Origin of the sequence: Sphingomonas oligophenolica (genome assembly GCF_039522915.1) — a bacterium.
Taxonomy (GTDB): Bacteria; Pseudomonadota; Alphaproteobacteria; order Sphingomonadales; family Sphingomonadaceae; genus Sphingomonas; species Sphingomonas oligophenolica.
Window position 1 is genome coordinate 1 of the sequence record NZ_BAAAEH010000058.1, and the last position, 18,654, is coordinate 18,654.

The window sequence follows — 18,654 nt, forward strand, 5'->3', positions numbered from 1 at the left end:
CTACCTCCATCTCCCCAACTCGCCCTCAATCTAGGCACAGCATGAAAAATCCCGGACAGCAGTGGGACTTGTTCCGGATCCACCGGGCCGCACTCTCTGCATTTCGATCGTTCGGAACGCGGCTCGGTGGATGCCGGAACAAGTCCGGCATGACGGTAGTATATTGAGATAATGCGATCTTTCCTTAACTCAGCGCCTATGGGCGGAGGCTGGGGTGACGCGTTCATCGCGGCATCGGCGTCATATTCTCCCTGATCCCTGGAGGAGGAGGAGGAGAAAGCCGCGATGCCGCGCGAATGCGCCAGCCCGTTCCGCTCGAGGATTTACCTCGCCCGCGGGCGCGCCTAAGGTTCCCTCAATGTTCCAGCGAGACCCATCATGACCAGCCTGACGCTATCGCTCGCAATGATCGCCACCCTGCTCGTCGGGCTGGCGGTCGGCTGGTTCCTCGGCGCCGGCGGCACCGCCGCCGCCCGCGCCGAGCGCGACGCGCGCACCGAGGAGTTCAAGCGCGCGATCGTCGATCTCGCCGGCGCCGAGGAGCGTGCCCGCGTCGCGGCGCAGCTCCGCGAGGAGATTGACGTCATCCGCGCCGAACGCGACGGTTTCCGTACCGAGAACGCGACCCTCCGGGCGCATTCCGAGGCCTTCGAGGCACGGCTCGAGGAGTTCAAGAACAGCCGCGACGCGATGACCGGCCATTTCAACGAGACGGCCAGCAAGCTGCTCAACGAAGCGCAGAAGGCGTTCCTCGAACGCGCCGAGGCGCGCTTCAAGCAGTCGGAGGAGACTGCCGGGCAGAACCTCAAATCGATGCTCCAGCCGGTCAGCGACCGGCTGCTGAAATATGAGGAGACGGTCACCAAGGTCGAGAGCGAGCGCCAGGGCGCCTTCGACCAGTTGAAGGGCCAGCTCGAAGGGCTGCGGATCGGCCAGGAGAAGGTCAGCAGCGAGGCGGCCAAGCTGGTCAATTCGCTCCGCAACGCGCCCAAGTCGCGCGGGCGCTGGGGCGAGCAGCAGCTCAAGAATGTGTTGGAAACCTGTGGGTTATCAGAACATACTGATTTCCAGACTGAAGTCAGCGTGGCGGGCGGCGACGAGGGCGGACGGCTGCGTCCCGACGCGATCGTGCGCGTTCCGGGCGGCCGCGCGCTGGTGATTGACGCCAAGGTGTCGCTCAACGCCTATCAGGACGCGTTCGGCGCGGTCGACGAGGCCGAGCGGCTGATCGGCCTCGCCGCGCACGCCGCCTCGATGCGCGCCCATGTCAACGGGCTCGGCAACAAGGCCTATTGGAGCCAGTTCGCCGACGCGCCCGATTATGTCATCATGTTCGTGCCCGGCGAGCATTTCCTCTCCGCCGCGCTCGAGCATGATCCGACGCTCTGGGATTTCGCCTTCGAGAAGCGCGTCCTGCTCGCCACGCCGACCAATCTGATCGCGATCGCCCGCACCGTCGCCGCTGTCTGGCGCCAGGAGAAGCTGGCGAAGGAGGCGCGCCAGATCGGGGAGCTCGGCAAGGAGCTTTATGACCGCCTCGCCAAGGCAGCGGGCGATCTGCGCAAGGTCGGTGGCGGACTGACGTCAGCGGTCAACAACTACAATGCGTTCGTCAGCAGCTTCGAAAGCCGCACCCTGGTGACGGCCCGCAAGCTGCGCGACCTCAATATCGAGCCGGGCGCCCGCGAGATCGAGGATGTGCCGCCCGTCGAAGTGCTGGCGCGCTATGGCGACACGCCGGCGCTGATCGAGGGGGTGAGCGAGGCGGCTGAATAAGGGCGGCTGAGCAAGGGAGGGGCATTTTGGCTAAGCAGCGACAGACGACTCTGCCGCCGCCCTATCTCAGGCGCGTCTGGCTCGATCCGGAAGCCGAGATCGACGCCACCGCCTATCCCTTCTGCCTGCCGCTGTTCCGCCGGGGCGACTTCGAGCTCGACTTCGATCGGCCGATCACCATCGTTGCCGGCGAGAATGGCGTCGGCAAATCGACCCTGCTCGAAGCCATCGCGGTGCTTGCCGGCTTTGACGAAGGCGGCGGCGGGCCGGGCTATCGCGCGGTCGACCATAGCCAGGCGCGGGAAGTGGGCGGGGGCGAGCTCGCCCCGGTGCTCAAGGCGAGCTGGCTGCCGAAGATCGGCCAAGGCTGGTTCTTCCGGGCCGAGAGCTTCTTCTCGGTGGCGCGCTATCTCGATGAAGCGGGCAGCCTGACAGCCGATTTCCTGTCGCACTCGCATGGCGAGGGCTTCATCCGGCTGTTCGAGGAGCGCTGCGCCCGCCCGGGCATCTTCATCTTCGACGAGCCCGAATCAGCGCTCTCGCCCAACCGGCAGTTCGATTTCCTGAAGCTCCTGCGCCGGATGGAACAGGGCGGCCAGAGCCAGGCGATCCTCGCCACCCACTCGCCGATCCTGATGGCGCTCCCCGGCGCGCGCCTGTTGCAGATGGGCCGATACGGGCTCGAGCCGGTGGCGCTCGAGGATACCGACCATTTTCGGATCACGCGCGAATTCGTGATTGATCCCCATGCGTTCGTCGAGGCGATGATCGACGAATGAGGTGGGACGCGGCTCAGCTTCCCTCGAGCGATGCTTTCGCCGCGCGCAACAGGGCGCGCCGCGTCGCGAAGCTTGTATCCGGACCTTGTGGAACGAAGGATTCGCGCCAGATGCGTGACGCCACCTTCTTGATCTCGGCCGGCGCCGGGCGGCGCGCTTCGCAAATGCAGCCCGTCATGGCCGGATAGCGCGGATAGATCCGGGTCGTGTTCCTGTCGGGACCGGCAACGGCCTCGATCCTGACCGGAGCGCTCGGCTCCGCAGGGGCCCGCGGGTCGCGGGTCAGCCATGCCGCCCGCCACTCGCGGCCCGCCGACCAGAAGGGTATCGCGGCAACCGCGGCGAACACCAATGTCATGTCCAGGAATTCGCTGGAGGGCAATCTGCCCGCCAGCGCGAGGGCGGCGGGCACCGCGACGAGGGGCGGGCCCCATTCGGGATGGCGGACCAGCTTGAAGGCGGCCCAGAGCAACCAGCAGGAGAGGATGCCGGCCACGAGGCTGCCGAGGCACAATCCGATCGGCTCGGCGATGAAGAGAATCGTCCGCATGACGCGTGCTCCTTCGTCCCGATATATATCGTATTACGATATATATCGCAAGGTCGCGCCGGGGCGGGGTTTCCGGGTCAGCCGAATGTGTCGAGCAGCGCCGTCAGCATCGGGCGCAGGCGGACGATCTCCTCGCGATGCGTGGCCGAGAGGCGCTCGAGCAGGGCGCGTGCCTTTGGCGTCAGCTCGATCAGCGCCTGGCGGCCGTCATGCGGCGACGGGCGCCTGACGACCAGGCCAAGCGCTTCGAGCCGCGTGACGAGGCCCGAGGCGCTGTGCGGCTTCAGGATGAGGCGCTCGGCGATATAGCCGATGCTGACCGGTGACGGCGCCATGCCGCGGATGGCGAGCAGGGTCTGATGCTGTTGCGGCGTCAGGCCAAATTCAGCGGCGCGGGACTCGCTGAACGCCTGAAACACGCGCAGCGCGTGCCGGAAATCAGCCAGTGCGGCGTAATCGGCATCGGTAAGCTCGGCTGCGCTCGTCGTCCCAATGGTCTTCATCCTCATTCCCTCGATTGTACTATATCGCGGTACGATATAGTTGGCCACGACCTCCTGCCCGAATGAGTCGCATGGCCACTTCCCCGACGCGTATCCCTACTCCCCGGCATCTGGCCGATCATAGTGCCGACTGGCGCATGCTCCTGCTCGCCGCGGGGGCGCCGGTGATCGGCACCGGCGCCGCCTTCGCCGCCTGGATACTGATCAAGCTGATCGCGATCGCAACCAATCTCTTCTGGTTCGGGCGGCTTTCGGCCGCTGCCGTCACGCCGGCCGACGCGCATGTCGGCCTCGGCGTCGTCGCCATTCCGGTCATCGGCAGCCTGATGATCGGGCTGATGGCGCGCTTCGGATCGGAGAAGATCAAGGGGCACGGCATTCCCGAGGCGATCGAGGCGATCCTCTATGGCGAGAGCCGCCTCTCGCTCAAGGTCGCGCTGCTCAAGCCGATCTCGTCGGCGATCTCGATCGGCAGCGGCGGCCCGTTCGGCGCCGAGGGCCCGATCATCATGACCGGCGGCGCGATCGGCTCCTTGTTCGCCCAGTGCTTCCACCTGAGCGCGGCCGAGCGCAAGACTCTGCTGGTGGCAGGCGCGGCCGCCGGCATGACCGGCATCTTCGGCACGCCGCTCGCCGCGATCCTGCTCGCGATCGAGGTGCTGCTGTTCGAGTGGAAGCCGCGCAGCTTCGTGCCGGTCGTGATCGCGGTGCTCGTCTCGCTCGGCTGGCGGCCCTTGCTGCTCGGCATGGGGCCCCTGTTCCCCTTCGCCGCGACGGCGATGCCGGTCTGGTGGCAGGCGAGCAGCATCGCGCTCGGCCTGGGCGTGCTGGTCGGGCTCGAAGCCACGCTGTTGTCGTCGATGCTCTATCGGATCGAGGATCTCTTCCACCACCTGCCCGTGCACTGGATGTGGTGGCCGGCGATCGGCGGGGTGGTCGTCGGGCTTGGCGGGCTGATCGACGCGCATGTGCTCGGTGCCGGCTATTCGAACATCCAGGCCCTGCTCGACGGCTCGCTGACGATGCGGGTGGTGCTCGCGCTGCTGGTGGTGAAGGCGGTCGTCTGGCTGGTCGCGCTCGGATCGGGGACGTCGGGCGGCGTGCTGGCGCCGCTGCTGATCCTGGGCGGCGCGCTGGGCACGTTGCTCGGCCAGTTCCTGCCCGGGCCGGTCGGCTTCTGGGCGATGGCGGGCATGGCGGGGATCATGGCCGGCGCGATGCGCGCGCCGTTGACCGGCGCGCTGTTCGCGGTCGAGCTGACCGGGCATTTCGACGCGCTGCCCGCCACCATCGCTGCGTCGGCCGGGGCCTATGCGATCAGCGTGCTGATCATGCGGCGCTCGATCCTGACCGAGAAGATCGCCCGGCGCGGCCGCCACATCCTCCAGGAATATACCGTCGACCCGCTCGATTTCCTCCAGGCGGAACAGGTGATGACCGGCAATCCGGACACCTTGCCCGGCACCATGTCGATCAGGGACGCGGTCGCCTGGTTCAGCGACGGCGCGATCCACCGGAGCTATCCGGTCGTCGACAGCGGCAATCGCCTGATCGGGCTCGTGTCGCGATCCGATGCGCTGCGCTGGCAGGTCGAGGGCGCGCGTCGCGAGACGCCGCTCGCCGAAGCGCTGTCGGATGCGTCTCAGCCCTTCGCCTTTCGCCAATCGCCGATCGGCGCGGTTGCCGACCTGATGGTGGAGACGGGAATCGGGCGGATACCGATCATCGACGCCGAGACCCGCATGGTCGTCGGGATCCTGTCCAGGCACGATCTGCTGAAGGCGCGCAGCGCGAGCAATCGGGCCGAATCCGAGCGAAGCAAAGGGGGGTGACCCCGTCGCTGCTGGCGCTGCGCGCCCATTGCCGGCTTGGCGGGCCAGATCTAGCGCGGTGCCGATGTCGAGCGCGCGCTGTCATCGGTCGCAGCGGGGTCAGCGCTGTCGCCGCCGATGACCTGGTAGAGCGTAATGCGGTTGGTGAGCGCAGCGAGGTCGGTGGAGATCTTCGTCTGTCGCGCGGTGTAGAGCGTGCGCTGGGTCACCAGCGCGGCGAGATAGGTGTCGATCCCTTCGCGATAGCGCGCTTCGGCCAGCGTGTTGGCCTGGGTCGAGGCAGTGACCAAGGCTGCCTGGGCCGCCTGCTGGCGCTCGATCGTGCCGGCGCGGGCGAGCGCGTCGGCGACTTCGCGGAAGGCCGTCTGCACCGCTTTCTCATATTGAGCGAGGTACATGTCGCGCTGCGCCTTGCTATAGTCGAGATTGCCGCGATTGGTGCCGCCGAAGATCGGCAGTGACGCCGACGGGGCCGCCGACCAGGCAAAGGCGCCGCCGCTGAACAGCGAGGACAGCGCGGTGCTGGCGAAGCCGACCGCCGAGGTGAGCGTGATCTTCGGAAAGAACGCAGCGCGCGCCGCGCCGATATTGGCATTGGCGCTGATCAGTTGATGCTCGGCCTCGATCACGTCGGGCCGGCGCAGCAGCACGTCGGACGACAGCCCGACCGGGACCTTGGCGATGCCGTTCTGCAAGCTGTCGAGCGTGCCCGGCAGCAGCGCGTCCTCGACCGGCGCACCGACCAGCAGATCGAGGGCGTTGCGGTCCTGCGCGACCTGGGTCGTCGCGCTTTCCACATCGGAGCGTGCCTGGGCGTTGGTGGTTTCGATCGAGCGGACATCGACCTTGCCGGTGAGCCCGGCTTCGTTGAGCGAAAGGGTCAGTTTGAGCGACCTCGCGGTGCTGGCGGCCGTCTCCTGCGCGATGACGAGCAGTTCCTGGTCTGCGGCGAGCGTCGCATAGGCGGTCGCGGTCTCGGCGATCAGCGTCAGCCGCGTGTTGCGGGTTCCAGCCTCGGTGCCGAGATAGGTCTCGAACGATGCCTTGCTGAGATTCTTGAGGCGACCGAACAGATCGAGTTCGAAACTGCTCGTGCCGACATCGGCTGAGTAGCTCTCGGTCGTTCGGCTCGTGCTGCCGGTACCGCTGCCGGCGACCGATGCCGACCCGTCCACGGAGATCGTCGGCAGCTGGGATGCGCGCTGGATATGATAGCTCGCCCGCGCCGACGCGACATTGGCGACGGCGGCGCGCAGATCGCGATTATTGGCCAAGGCCCGTTCGATGATGGTGCGCAGCTTCGCGTCGGTCAGGACGTCGCGCCACGGAATTTCGGCCGGGGTGCTCGACGCGGCGGGCCCATAGGACGCGCCGGTCGGCAGGCTCGGTGCCACCGGCAGCGCCGGCCGGACATAGACCGGGGCGAAATTGCAGCCCGACAAAAGCGCGGCCGCGGCGACGGTGAGAGAACGCGGGCTCATTACTTGATCTCCGGCGCGGGCAGGGCCGGCTGGTCTGGGTTGGGCGTTTCCTGGGCCTTGTCCATGCCGAACAGGCGGCCGACCAGGACGAAGAACATCGGCACGTAGAAGATCGCGATCGCGGTGGCGGTCAGCATGCCGCCGACCACCGCGGTGCCGATCGCGATCCGGCTCTGCGCGCCGGCGCCAGTCGCGATCGCGAGCGGGATAACGCCGGCGATGAAGGCAAGGCTCGTCATCAGGATCGGCCGCAACCGCACCTTGGCCGCCTCGATCGCTGCATCGAGCGCGTTCTTGCCCCTCTTGTGCGCATCCTCGGCGAATTCGATGATCAGGATCGCGTTTTTCGCCGCCAGCCCGATGGTGGTGAGCAAGCCGACCTGGAAATAGATATTGTTGTCCAGCCCGCGCAGCGTCACCGCCACCACCGCGCCGATCACGCCGAGCGGCATCACGAGCAGCACCGCGATCGGGATCGACCAGCTTTCGTAGAGCGCGGCAAGGCACAGGAAGACCACCAGCACCGAGACGGCATAGAGCTTCGGCGCCTGGCCGCTCGTCAGTTGCTCCTGATAGGAAAGCCCGCTCCAGGCATAGCCGGTGCCCTTGGGCAGCTTCTGCTGCAGCGCCACCATCGCCTTCATCGCGTCGCCCGAACTCGCGCCCGAGGCGGCCTGGCCCTGGATTTCATAGGAGGATTGGCCGTTGAAGCGCGACAGGGACGCCGGCCCCTTGGTCCAGCTCGATGTGGCGAAGGCCGAGAAGGGCGTCATCGTGCCGGTCGACGAAGCGCGCACGAACCAGTTGTCGAGATCGCTCGGCAAGGCGCGGAACTGCTGGTCTGCCTGTATGTAGACGCGCTTCACCCGGCCACGATCGACGAAATCGTTGACATAGGTGCTGCCCCAGGCCGAGCTGAGCGTCGCGGTGACGTCGCTTTCGCTCAGCCCGAGCGCAGCGAGCTTGGCTTCGTCGATGTCGACGTGAAGCTGCGGCGTATCCTCGAGCGAGCCGGCGCGGACTGCGGCGAGCTTGGGATCCTTGCCCGCCGCCGCCATCAGCTGGTTGCGCAATTCGAGGAAGCGTTCCCGGCTGAGGGCGCCGGTGTTCAGCAGCTCGAACGTGAAGCCGTTCGACTGGCCAAGCCCCGAAATTGCCGGGGGCGTCAACGCAAAGACCTGCGCGTCGCGGATCGCCGCCAGCTTCATTGTCGCGCGACGGGTAATCGACTCGGCGGAATTGTCCTTGCCTTTGCGGTCGCTGAACGGCGCCAGGTTGCCGAACGCCAGGCCAGCATTCTGCCCGGAGCCCGAAAAGCTGAAACCCTGGATGCTCAACAGGCTGGCGACGTTCTTCTTCTCGTCGGTCAGGAAATAATTCTCGACCTGTCGCGCGACCGCGTCGGTGCGCTCGGCGGTGGCGCCGGCGGGCAGCGTGTACTGCACCATCGCCGATCCCTGGTCCTCGGTCGGCAGAAAACCCGTCGGCAACCGCAGGAACAGCACGACGAGCACTGCCAGAATCACCCCATAGACGCCGAGATGCAGGAAGCGTCGGCCGACCACGCCTCGCACCGCGACGACGTAGCGGCCAGTGGTGCGGTCGAACCATCGGTTGAACTTCCCGAGCGGCCCCTTGCGGGTAAGTGGATCCCGGTGGGTCGGCTTGAGCAAGGTGGCGCACAAAGCCGGCGTCAGGATCAAGGCGACCAGCACCGACAGCAGCATCGCCGAGACCATGGTGATCGAGAACTGCCGGTAAATCACGCCGGTCGAGCCGCCGAAGAATGCCATCGGCAGCAGCACCGCGGACAACACCAGCGCGATGCCGACCAGCGCGCTGCCGATCTCGCCCATCGACTTGATCGTCGCCTCGCGCGGCGAAAGCCCTTCATCGGCCATGAGGCGTTCGACATTTTCGACCACGACGATCGCATCGTCGACCAGCAGGCCGATCGACAGCACCATGCCGAACAGAGTCATCGTGTTGATCGAATAGCCGAACAGAGCGAGCACGCCGAACGTGCCGAGCAGCACGACCGGCACCGCGATCGCCGGGATCAACGTCGCGCGCCAGCTTTGCAGGAAGACGAACATCACGATCACGACCAGGACGATCGCCTCGACCAGCGTCTTGACCACTTCCTCGACCGACAGCTTGATGAAGTCGGTGGTGTCGCGCGGATAAACGACTTCATAGCCGTCGGGCATGCTGGCCGAGAGCTCTTTGACCTTGGCCTTGACCGCCTCGGCGGTGGTGAGCGCATCGGCGCCGGGCGCGAGCGAGATTGCAATGCCCGAGGCGGGATGGCCGTTGGTGCGGGCGCTGGAATCATAGCTTTCATTGCCCAGCTCGACCCGCGCGACGTCCGACAGATGGACGAGCGACCCGTCGGACTGCGACTTGACGATGATGTTGCGGAACTGGTCGGGGGTCTGCAGCCGCGACTTGGCGGTGACGGTGGCGTTGAGCCGCTGGCCGGCGGGTGACGGCGACTGGCCGATCTGCCCTGCCGACACCTCGACATTCTGCGCCTTGAGCGCGGTCTGCACGTCCGACGGCATCAATTTGACCGCAGCGAGCTTGAACGGATCGAGCCAGATCCGCATCGCATATTGCGATCCGAACACCTGGGTCCGGCCGACCCCTTCGACGCGCGCGAGCGAATCCTGATAGGTATTTACCAGATAATCGGCGATCGCTGTCTGAGTCGAGCGGTCGGTCTTGTCGTAAACCGAGACGATCATCAGGAAGTCGCTGTTCGACTTGGTGACGGTCACCCCTTGCTGCTGCACCTCGTTGGGCAGCCGGGACACGGCCTGCTGAACCTTGTTCTGGACCTGCACCTGCGCGGTATCGGGGTTGGTGCCCTTTTGGAAGGTCACCGAGATACTCGCGCTGCCCGACGAACTCGACGAGGAGGAGAAATACAGAAGGCCGTCGATCCCGGTCAGCTGCTGCTCGAGAATCTGCGTGACGCTGGTCTCGAGTGTCGACGCCGAGGCGCCCGGATAGGTCGCGCTGATCGAGACCGAAGGCGGCGCGACGTCGGGATATTGCGCGATCGCGAGCGACATCGCCGAAGCGATGCCGGCCAGCATGATGCCGATCGCCAGGACCCACGCAAAGATCGGGCGGTTGATGAAGAAGGTGCTCACGGCTCAGTTCGCCTTGACGTCGACTGGCTTGACGGCGGCACCGGGCTGGGCCTTGTCGACGCCCTGCACGATCAGGCGGTCGCCCGCCTTGAGGCCGGCGGTGATCAGCCATTTGTTGCCGATGGCGCGGTCGGCGGTCACTGTCCTGCGCACCACCTTGTTGTCCGGACCGACCAGCAGCGCGGTCGCGGCACCGGTCGGGTCGCGACTGATCCCCTCCTGCGGCGCGAGAATCGCATTCGGCACGATCGCCTCCGGCGTGACGATCCGGACGAACATGCCCGGCAGGAGCAGATTGTTGGGGTTGGGAAAGCGCGCCCGGATCGTCACGCTGCCGGTGCTCTGGTCGACCGTAGCCTCGGCGAACTCGATGCGGCCAGCCTGGGGATAGTCGGTGCCGTTCTCCAGCTTCAGCTTGACCGTGGCGCTCGCGGGCAGCGCGCCGCCCGAGGCGAGCGCCTGGCGCAACGCGACGATCTTGGCGGAGGATTGGGTGATGTCGACATAGATCGGATCGAGCCGCTGGATCGTCGCCAGCGCATCGGTCTGGCTCGCGGTGACGAGCGCGCCCTGGGTAAAGGCCGAACGACCGATCCGGCCGCTGATCGGCGCGGTGATGCGGGTGAAGGCCAGATTGATCCGCGCTGTCTGCAGCGTGGCGCGCGCTTCGGCCACCGAGGCGCGTGCGGTGCCGGCCGCGGCGATCACATCGTCCTTGTCCTGCTTGCTGACCGCTTCGATATCGGTCAGCCGATCATAGCGCCTTGCCTTGGCCTCGGCGGAGACGAGACTGGCCTGCGCACTCGCCAGCGAGGCGGCCGACTGCGCCTCGGTTGCGCGGTAAAGCGACGGGTCGATCTGATAGAGCGGCTGGCCGGCGCGGACGATCGAGCCTTCGGTGAAGAGCCGCGCCTTGATCAGGCCTGAAATCTGCGGGCGAACCTCGGAGGTCATGAAGGCAGCCGTGCGCCCCGGGAGCTCGGTCGAAAGCGTCACCGGGCCCGTGGTCAGCGTTACGACCCCCACTTCAGCCGGGCCCCGTGCGGGCATGGCTCCCTTGTTGCCGCAACCGCCGAGCGCCAGCACCAGCGGTACGAGGACGAAGGCGGCTGATCGGGTCGACACGGGACGAGGCATTGAAAATCTCCGGAAGAACCGCCGCATCACGGGATTCGGCACCGCCCGATCTGGGCGACTCACCCTATTTCAAACAGTCAAAGTTGATATCCGCCTGTTAACTTTGGTGTCGCTTTGTAGCTTGAGGCAACGCTGTGTATCGGCGTGTAGCAGAACCGGGCTTAACGAAGACATCGGTTGCGCACGATGCTATCCCGGGAGGATGCAGGCGAACCAGGAGCAGCAATCCAGCAGAATCCTCGTCGTCGACGATGATGAGGATATTCGCGAACTGATCACCGCGCAGCTCGTCCGCGACGGCCAGGATGTCGTCAGCGTGAGCTGCGTCGCCGATATCCGCCCAGCGCTGGCCGAGCGGCCGATCGACCTGATCGTGCTCGATCTGAACCTGCCCGACGGCGACGGCCTCAACCTGTGCCGGGAACTTCGCGCCGAAGGCGTGACCAGCGGCATCATCATGGTCACCGCGCGCGACAGCGCGGTCGATCGCGTGCTGGGGCTCGAACTCGGCGCCGACGACTATCTCACCAAGCCATTCGAGCCCCGTGAACTGGTCGCGCGCGTCCGCAATCTCTTGCGCCGGACGCGGAGCGGCGACAGCGTCAAATCGCGCAACGCGCGCGTCGCGACCTTCGGTGGATGGCGGCTCGATCTGCTGCAGCGCCGGCTCGTCGCACCCGACGACCGGCTGGTGATCCTGTCCTCAGCCGAGTTCCGCTTGCTGAGCCGCTTTACCGAAGCGCCCAATACAGTGCTGACGCGCGAGGAGTTGCTGCCGGAGCGCGCCGCCACTGTCGTCTTCGATCGCTCGATCGATCTCCAGATCAGCCGCCTCAGGCAAAAGCTCGCCGGGGTCGCTGGCGGCGAAGCGCTCATCCTGACGGTGCGCAACGAAGGCTATGTGCTGGCGAGCGATGTCACCTATTCCTGAGCCGCGCAACGCCTTCACCCGCGCGCGGGACTTTCTGGGATCGATGGCGGGCCGCATCTTCCTGATCCTGACGGTCGGCATGACGGCAGCTTCGATCGGATCCCTGCTGGTTGCCGAGCAGGGCCGCCTGCACGATTTCGAACATGTCCGGCGGGAACGTGTCGCGCTGAGCGCGATCGACATCGCCGAGCGGCTGCAGCGATCGCCCGATGTCTTCGGCAAGATGATTGCCGAACGGGGGATTTACGGGGCGACGCCACCGCCGGCCAACGTCTCGATGATCGCGCCTGACCCGGAACTCTCGCAGCTTCTGGAGCGCCAATTGGGCAGCGGGGCGCATGCCGAGGGGGGACGGTTGCCGAGCGGCCTGTGTTTTCCACCGCATGGCGAGAATATGGATCGGTTTGCGGCGGGAATCGCCGATTTGCCCGTGCCCGAGTGCTGGCTGGTGCGCTTCGTCGACCGGACCGGCGTCCAGCGCGCCCTGGCGATCAACCTGCCGGCGCTCATCGTTCCGCGCAGCTCGATGCTGGATCCTGTCTATTTGCTGATCGTGGTGGCGTCGAGCGCGCTGCTCGCGATGATCGTCGGGCGGATCGCCGCCGCGCCGCTGCGCCGTCTCGCTGACGCTGCCCGCGAGATATCGGTCGCTTCGGAGCCGGAACCGATCGCCGAGCGCGGACCGACCGAAGTGCGCGCCGCGCTGCAATCCTTCAACGTCATGCAGCGGCGCGTTCAGGACGGCGTTCGCGACCGAACGCAATTGCTGGCCGCGATCAGCCACGATCTGCAAACCCCGCTCACGCGCTTGCGGTTGCGGCTGGAACAGATCAGCGACGAGGGGCTGAAAGAGCGGTTGACCGCCGATCTGGCGGCTACCCAAAGCCTGGTGCGCGAGGGCCTGGAACTGGCACGCAGCAGCGAAAGCCAGGAGCCGATGTCGAGCGTCGATATCGATTCAATGCTCTCGAGCATCGCCGAAGACGCGAGCGAATTCGGCGCCGATGTCACCTTCGCGAACGGTTGTGGCGCCGTTGTTCGGATCAAGCCCAACGCGTTGACCAGGGCGATCGTCAACCTCGTCGACAATGCGGTCAAATATGGCGGCGGTGCCCAGATCGCGTGTTTCGAAACGCCGGGGAAGCTGACGATCACGATCCGGGATTACGGGATCGGCATCCCGGAAGACCGGATCGAGGCGATGTTCACCCCGTTCGAACGCGGAGACGCCAGCCGTTCACGATCGACCGGCGGGACCGGTCTGGGGCTTACGATCGCCCGCGCCAAGGTGCGAAGCTTCGGGGCGGACGTTTCGCTGTCGAACCACCCGGACGGCGGTCTGTTGGCGGCGATCGTCGTCCCCAATTAGCGTCTGTCCACGCAAGCTCCCCGGCTTCTGGGAGTTTTCGGGACAACGCGTCCAATAACCACGCGCGCGCGGGCAGCGTTGTTTCTTGCGATAACCCAATCGCGGATCTTCACCGGCTCCAGCGGCGTTGATCTGGCCGGGACAGGGAATGCGCGGCACTTTGCCGCCGCGACGAATTCCTGTAGGATTACACCATGTTTACCTGGGCCCGCCGCCGGTATCTCGATATCCTCGCCTCGGTGTATATCTACAACGAGCATCGCGGCTATCAGAGCCTCGACCGGGTGCTCGAGGCGGTCCGCGCGAAATATCCCGACGCCGCCGCCTTCATCGCCCAGGTCGAGAAGCACCGGGCTGACGAGCGCAAACATTATCTGATGTTCCGTCGCTATTTCGAGCACCTCGGCACCATGCCTTTTGCGGTCGACCGCACCTGCGGCCATATCGACCGGCTGATCAAGCTGACCTTCGGCTGCCATATCGACGATCTCGATACGCAGGCGGTCGTCGCCAGCGACGACCTGTTCAACCGGCTGTGCCGGATCGTGATGATCACCGAGATCCGCGGCATGAACCAGGTCGACGACCTGCTCCAGTCCTTCATCGTCAAATCGGACCATGCGCTGATCAAGATCTTCAAGGTGGTCGAGCGCGACGAGCCGTCGCACTGGATGCCGTACAAAGCCTGGCTCGAGGCGCATGACGGCGGCATGCCGCGCCTTTCCGAGCGGATCGCCGATGCCTGGGTCCATCGCAGCCTGATCTTCGTCAAGCTGCCGCTGCTCTATCTCAACCCATGGCTGAAGCGTCGTACCGACTGGCAGGACAGCCGCGACACGCTGCCCGCGGAGCGGTTGCTGGCGGCCTGAGCGTCAATCCGCGTCGGGGAAGCCCCGCTCGCGGCTCAGCACCATCGTCCTGGGACCGCCCGCGCTGAGGATCAGCTTGCCGTCGCGGCTCGCGCTCACGGTGAGCGGCTGGCCGAGCAGCCTCATGATCGCCTGTTCCTCGACCATCGGCATGCCCGGGCAGGCCATCTTGGTCGAGATCATCGGCCCGGCGGTCAGCACGCCGCGCACCAGGCGGAAGGAGCCGCCGAACGCGTTGCAGCCGCCGTTTCCGCTGATCCGCTCGCCGGCAAAGCTGATCGTCGCGGGGCGCCCGCCGCGCAGGGCGTGGCCGTCGATCGTCTCGATCCGCCATTTGCCCTCGAGCACCGGCATGCGCGCCGGCGCGACGATCGGCGTGCCGCCGCAGCCGCGCACCGTCCGGCGGCCGACCGTGACCATCACCCGCTCGGGGTAGGTGCGGTTGCTCATGCCGTCGCTGCATTCGCCGCGGGTGATGTCGATCGTGATCCTGGGCGTCACATAGCGCCGTCCGTTGAAACTCGGCCGTGCCTCGGGGGCGGCGGTGATCACCCGGGTCCTGCCATAATCGCCGACATAGCGGATCAGGCCGTGGTCGATCGACAGGGTCCAGCCCGGCTCGGTGCCGAGCGCGCGATACGGCGCGTCGCCGGGCGCGGCGAACGCGGGGGCGGCGAGCAGCAGGGCAGGGCAAAGGGCAAGCGCGAACTTCATTTTCGGGTCTCCTCTTCCATCCGATTAGGAGGCGCTGCCTGAACCGATCGTTACGCGCGCATTCAGCCGCGCGAAGGGTCGGCCCGCCGCTGTGCCAGCACCTCATAGGCCATCACCGCGGTCGCGACCGCGGCATTGAGGCTGTCGGCCTTTCCGAGCATCGGGATCTTGACCAGCAGGTCGCAGGCAGCGGCATAGTCGGCGGGCATGCCCTGCGCCTCGTTGCCGGTGAGCAGGAAGGTCGGGCTGACATAGGTCGCGCTACGATAGTCGCTGTCGGTGTCGAGGCTGAGCCCGACCAGCTGGCCGGGGCCGGCGCGCAGCCAGCGGAGGAACGCGCCCCATTCGGCCTGCACGACCGGCACCGTGAACAGCGCCCCCATGCTCGCGCGCACCGCTTCGAGCGAAAAGGGGTCGACGCACTCGCCGATCAGGATCAGCCCGCCCGCGCCGACCGCGTCGCCGGTGCGCAGGATCGTGCCGAGATTGCCGGGATCGCGCAACCGCTCGGCGACCAGCCAGATGTCCGCGGCGTTCCGGTCGAGCGCGTCGAGCGACGTCGCGAATTCAGCGAACACGCCGACCACTGCCTGCGGATTATCCTTGCCCGAAAGCTTGGAGAGGATGTCCGGCACCGTTTCGATCGCTTCGCCACCGGCCGCTTCCACATCGGCGATCAGCGTGCGGACCAGCTTGTGGTCAGCGCTGTCGCGGGCGAAGAACAGATATTCCGGCAACCGCCCGCTCTCGCGCGCCTCAGTCAGGATGCGCAGCCCCTCGGCGAGAAACAGCCCCTCTTCGCGGCGGTGCCGCTTCTCGCGAAGATTGCGCACGCGCTTGATCAGCGGATTGGAATAAGCGGTGATTTCGCGCGGCATGGCGGGGCTCTAGCGAAAGCGCCGGGTTCGCGAAAGCCGCCCCGATCCGGCTACGCCTCCCGGTCCCGCAATCGTCCTGCCGCCCTGCGTTGCAAAAATATCGCGTTCGCCAAGCATTTTTGCATCGCTGCGACGTGGTATGTTGCGTTGCAACAAGGCTGTCATATGGGGAGCGCAACGGGGGCGCCTGCCGCCGCCGTGGCCCTGCCGGGTAAGGCGGGGCGTAGCTTCTGGAGAATTCCGTACCATGACTCGTTCGCACTTCACCGCGCTGCTGCTGTCCGGCATCGCGCCCTTCGCCTTGCTGACCGCCACTGAGGCCAAAGCCGCCGATGCGCCCGCCAAGGCGTCCGCCGAAGTCGTCGACGCCAGCGACGAAGGGGACATTGTCGTCACCGCGCAGCGCCGCTCCGAAAACGCGCTCACCGTGCCGATTGCGCTCTCGGTGCTCAAGCCCGACGCCCTGCACGATTTCCAGTCGGCCGGCGCCGATACGTTGCTGTCGCTCTCCGGCCGGGTGCCCAGCCTCTATGTCGAGTCGACCACCGGCCGCATCTTCCCGCGCTTCTACATCCGCGGCCTCGGCAATATCGATTTCTACCTCGGCGCCTCGCAGCCGGTGACGATCATCCAGGACGATGTCGTCGAGGAGCATGTCGTGCTGAAGTCGAACCCGGCGTTCGACATCGCGCAGGTCGAAGTGCTGAAGGGCCCGCAGGGCTCGCTGTTCGGCCGCAACACGACCGCGGGCATCGTCAAGTTCGACAGCGCCCAGCCCAGCGACACCTTCCGCGGCCAGGCCTCGCTGAGCTATGGCTCGTTCAACAGCGTCAATGCCGATGCCGGTATCGGCGGCCCGCTGACGAGCGACGGCAGCGTGAGCTTCCGCCTGTCCGGCCTCTACCAGCGCCGCGACGACTGGATCAGCAATGTCTATACCGGCCCGTCGGATGACGGCACGGTCGGCGGCAAGAATGTGATGGGCGGCTTCGAGGAGCGCGACATCCGCCTCCAGCTGCTCGCCAAGCCGACCGACAATCTCAGCCTGAAGCTGAGCGGCCATTACCGCGACTATACCGGCACCGCCTCGATCTTCTATCGCGGCTCGATCGTCCCCGGCACCAACAAGGTGCCGGCCAATTTCGATCGCACCGTGGTCGCCTATGACGAAGCGCAGAACAACCCGCAGGCCTACAAGACGCACGGCGTCTCGCTGAACGCGGCCTATGATTTCGGCGGCGTCACGCTGACCTCGATCACCGCATGGGAGCATGCGTCGGGCTATAGCCGTGGTGACACGGACGGCGGCGCGGCCGCCAATTTCGGCGGCGTGACGCCGAATATCTGCTCGGTAGGCTGCGGCGAATCGCAGGGCCGACTGCGCGGCCTCGACCAGTGGAGCGAGGAAGTCCGGATCGCCAGCCCCGACACCGGGCCGTTCAAATGGCAGGTCGGCGGGATCTATTTCGACGCGCGCGACCGGACCGAGTTCGATCAGCGCTCGTTCTTCCTGACCAGCAATGCGCTCGGCACCACGCCCAACCCCAACAACTTCGTGCTGCTGCACAACGTCAACACCAGCTGGGCGCTGTTCGGCCAGGCAAGCTATGCGCTGACCGACAAGCTGACTCTGACCGGCGGCGTCCGCGTGACGAGGGACACCAAGACCACCGACCTGCTCCTGCATCCGAACTTCGGCGCGCTGAGCAATCCGTCTTCCTCTTCGGGTTGCGGCATCAACATGCATTGCCGGCTGGCCGACACCAAGCCGAGCTGGGACGCGAGCCTGCTTTACCGTGCCACTGACGATGTCAGCCTTTATGCCCGCGTCGCCCGCGGTTTCCGTGGCCCGACGATCCAGGGTCGTTCGGCGGTGTTCGCCACGGCCTATTCGACCGCGACCTCGGAGACCAACACCAGCTTCGAGGCAGGGCTGAAGGCGGCCGCGCTCAACAATGCGGTGCATTTCAGCGTGACCGGCTTCTATTACTTCGTCGACAACATCCAGCTCAACGGCAATGACAGCTTCGGCAACGGCGTGTTGTTCAATGCCAACAAGGCGGTCGGCTATGGCATGGAAGGCGAGCTGGACGTGCGGCCGTTCAAGAACCTCCACGTCACGGCGGGCCTCAGCCTGTTGAAGACGAAGATCGAGGACCGCAACGTCTACGCGCAGGTCGGTGCGGCGGGCGGCGTGATGTCGCAGGTCGTGCTCAACCCGACGGTCCGCGTTGGCAACAACTATTATGCGCAGATCGACGGCAACAGCCTGCCCAACGCGCCCGACTACAACTTCAACATCAGCGCGCGCTACGATGTGCCGCTGAGCGGGGAGAGCAAGCTGTTCGTGGCGACCGATTTCAACCTGCAGGGCAAGATCAACTATGTGCTCTACAAGACGGTCGAATACACCTCGGACGGCAATAACGAGCTTGGGGTGAAGGCGGGTTATGCCTTTGGCCGCTACGAGATCGCCGGGTTCGTCCGCAACGTCACCAACGCCAAGAACCTGATCGGCGTGATCGACACGTCAAACTATCGCGCTGGCATCTATAATGATCCGCGCCTCTACGGCGTTACGCTCAGCGCTGCGTTCTGATCGGAGTTCCCCGCGCGTAAACGATCGCGCGCGGGGCACTTTCTTCCCCTTCTCCCCTCCCGCTCGCGGGAGGGGAGC

The 18,654-nt window shown here is 66.1% G+C and carries 14 protein-coding genes; 7 read left to right on the forward strand and 7 right to left on the reverse strand.

The features are described from left to right. Positions 1-378 precede the first annotated feature (378 nt). Positions 379-1,776 carry a DNA recombination protein RmuC gene (locus ABD050_RS25445; RefSeq protein ID WP_343892351.1) on the forward strand — a complete coding sequence of 466 codons (1,398 nt, stop codon included), beginning with the start codon at positions 379-381 and terminating at the stop codon, positions 1,774-1,776. 26 nt (positions 1,777-1,802) lie between these two features. Next, positions 1,803-2,555: an AAA family ATPase gene (locus tag ABD050_RS25450; RefSeq protein WP_343892352.1), complete on the forward strand. Its 753-nt coding sequence runs from the start codon at positions 1,803-1,805 to the stop codon at positions 2,553-2,555. A 13-nt stretch (positions 2,556-2,568) separates the two neighbouring features. Here ABD050_RS25450 and ABD050_RS25455 read toward each other — a convergent pair whose 3' ends face one another. Together ABD050_RS25455 and ABD050_RS25460 are read right to left on the reverse strand one after the other, a co-directional pair. Continuing rightward, positions 2,569-3,105 carry a hypothetical protein gene (locus ABD050_RS25455; protein WP_343892353.1) on the reverse strand — a complete coding sequence of 179 codons (537 nt, stop codon included), beginning with the start codon at positions 3,103-3,105 and terminating at the stop codon, positions 2,569-2,571. A gap of 77 nt (positions 3,106-3,182) precedes the next feature. After that, positions 3,183-3,608, reverse strand: a complete 426-nt coding sequence (locus tag ABD050_RS25460; RefSeq protein WP_343892354.1) for a MarR family winged helix-turn-helix transcriptional regulator — start codon at positions 3,606-3,608, stop codon at positions 3,183-3,185. A 71-nt stretch (positions 3,609-3,679) separates the two neighbouring features. On the opposite strand from ABD050_RS25460, the gene ABD050_RS25465 reads away from it, so the two are divergent. Next, positions 3,680-5,440, forward strand: coding sequence for a chloride channel protein (locus ABD050_RS25465; RefSeq protein WP_343892355.1), 1,761 nt, complete (start codon positions 3,680-3,682; stop codon positions 5,438-5,440). A 50-nt stretch (positions 5,441-5,490) separates the two neighbouring features. Here the strand turns inward: ABD050_RS25465 and ABD050_RS25470 are convergent, their stop codons facing one another. Genes ABD050_RS25470 through ABD050_RS25480 form a run of 3 tightly spaced genes read right to left on the reverse strand, consistent with a single transcriptional unit; the run spans position 5,491 to position 11,216 of the window. Beyond that, the gene (locus tag ABD050_RS25470) at positions 5,491-6,921 is read right to left on the reverse strand and encodes an efflux transporter outer membrane subunit (protein WP_343892356.1); all 1,431 of its coding nucleotides are present in this window, start codon (positions 6,919-6,921) and stop codon (positions 5,491-5,493) included. Then, positions 6,921-10,022: an efflux RND transporter permease subunit gene (locus tag ABD050_RS25475; protein ID WP_343892377.1), complete on the reverse strand. Its 3,102-nt coding sequence runs from the start codon at positions 10,020-10,022 to the stop codon at positions 6,921-6,923. The genes ABD050_RS25470 and ABD050_RS25475 overlap by 1 nt, the downstream gene beginning before the upstream one ends. A 60-nt stretch (positions 10,023-10,082) precedes the next feature. After that, entirely contained in the window at positions 10,083-11,216 is a 1,134-nt protein-coding gene (locus ABD050_RS25480) for an efflux RND transporter periplasmic adaptor subunit (RefSeq protein ID WP_343892357.1), read from the reverse strand. A gap of 202 nt (positions 11,217-11,418) precedes the next feature. Here ABD050_RS25480 and ABD050_RS25485 point away from each other — a divergent pair, with 202 nt between their 5' ends. From ABD050_RS25485 to ABD050_RS25495, 3 genes are all read left to right on the forward strand, one after another. Then, positions 11,419-12,147 (forward strand): response regulator transcription factor, encoded by a 729-nt coding sequence (locus tag ABD050_RS25485; protein ID WP_343892359.1) that lies wholly within the window; start codon positions 11,419-11,421, stop codon positions 12,145-12,147. After that, a complete protein-coding gene (locus ABD050_RS25490; protein WP_343892360.1) occupies positions 12,131-13,516 on the forward strand; it encodes an ATP-binding protein in 1,386 nt (461 codons plus the stop codon). The genes ABD050_RS25485 and ABD050_RS25490 overlap by 17 nt, the downstream gene beginning before the upstream one ends. Before the next feature lie 194 nt (positions 13,517-13,710). Next, entirely contained in the window at positions 13,711-14,385 is a 675-nt protein-coding gene (locus tag ABD050_RS25495; RefSeq protein WP_343892361.1) for a ferritin-like domain-containing protein, read from the forward strand. Positions 14,386-14,388: 3 nt separating this feature from the next. On the opposite strand, the gene ABD050_RS25500 is transcribed toward ABD050_RS25495, so the two are convergent. Next, positions 14,389-15,099, reverse strand: a complete 711-nt coding sequence (locus ABD050_RS25500; protein WP_343892362.1) for an META domain-containing protein — start codon at positions 15,097-15,099, stop codon at positions 14,389-14,391. Between the two features lie 62 nt (positions 15,100-15,161). Then, positions 15,162-15,977 carry a TrmH family RNA methyltransferase gene (locus tag ABD050_RS25505; protein ID WP_343892363.1) on the reverse strand — a complete coding sequence of 272 codons (816 nt, stop codon included), beginning with the start codon at positions 15,975-15,977 and terminating at the stop codon, positions 15,162-15,164. A gap of 247 nt (positions 15,978-16,224) precedes the next feature. On the opposite strand from ABD050_RS25505, the gene ABD050_RS25510 reads away from it, so the two are divergent. Beyond that, entirely contained in the window at positions 16,225-18,576 is a 2,352-nt protein-coding gene (locus ABD050_RS25510) for a TonB-dependent receptor (protein ID WP_343892364.1), read from the forward strand. The last annotated feature ends 78 nt before the right edge of the window (positions 18,577-18,654 follow it).

Excerpts from the sequence above, each read along its gene's own strand:
- ABD050_RS25445 (WP_343892351.1), top strand. The coding sequence starts at position 379 with ATGACCAGCCTGACGCTATCGCTCGCAATGATCGCCACCCTGCTCGTC.
- ABD050_RS25455 (WP_343892353.1), bottom strand. The coding sequence starts at position 3,105 with ATGCGGACGATTCTCTTCATCGCCGAGCCGATCGGATTGTGCCTCGGC.
- ABD050_RS25460 (WP_343892354.1), bottom strand. The coding sequence starts at position 3,608 with ATGAAGACCATTGGGACGACGAGCGCAGCCGAGCTTACCGATGCCGAT.
- ABD050_RS25465 (WP_343892355.1), top strand. The coding sequence starts at position 3,680 with ATGGCCACTTCCCCGACGCGTATCCCTACTCCCCGGCATCTGGCCGAT.
- ABD050_RS25470 (WP_343892356.1), bottom strand. The coding sequence starts at position 6,921 with ATGAGCCCGCGTTCTCTCACCGTCGCCGCGGCCGCGCTTTTGTCGGGC.
- ABD050_RS25475 (WP_343892377.1), bottom strand. The coding sequence starts at position 10,022 with ATGCTGGCCGGCATCGCTTCGGCGATGTCGCTCGCGATCGCGCAATAT.
- ABD050_RS25480 (WP_343892357.1), bottom strand. The coding sequence starts at position 11,216 with ATGCCTCGTCCCGTGTCGACCCGATCAGCCGCCTTCGTCCTCGTACCG.
- ABD050_RS25485 (WP_343892359.1), top strand. The coding sequence starts at position 11,419 with ATGCAGGCGAACCAGGAGCAGCAATCCAGCAGAATCCTCGTCGTCGAC.
- ABD050_RS25490 (WP_343892360.1), top strand. The coding sequence starts at position 12,131 with ATGTCACCTATTCCTGAGCCGCGCAACGCCTTCACCCGCGCGCGGGAC.
- ABD050_RS25495 (WP_343892361.1), top strand. The coding sequence starts at position 13,711 with ATGTTTACCTGGGCCCGCCGCCGGTATCTCGATATCCTCGCCTCGGTG.
- ABD050_RS25500 (WP_343892362.1), bottom strand. The coding sequence starts at position 15,099 with ATGAAGTTCGCGCTTGCCCTTTGCCCTGCCCTGCTGCTCGCCGCCCCC.
- ABD050_RS25505 (WP_343892363.1), bottom strand. The coding sequence starts at position 15,977 with ATGCCGCGCGAAATCACCGCTTATTCCAATCCGCTGATCAAGCGCGTG.
- ABD050_RS25510 (WP_343892364.1), top strand. The coding sequence starts at position 16,225 with ATGACTCGTTCGCACTTCACCGCGCTGCTGCTGTCCGGCATCGCGCCC.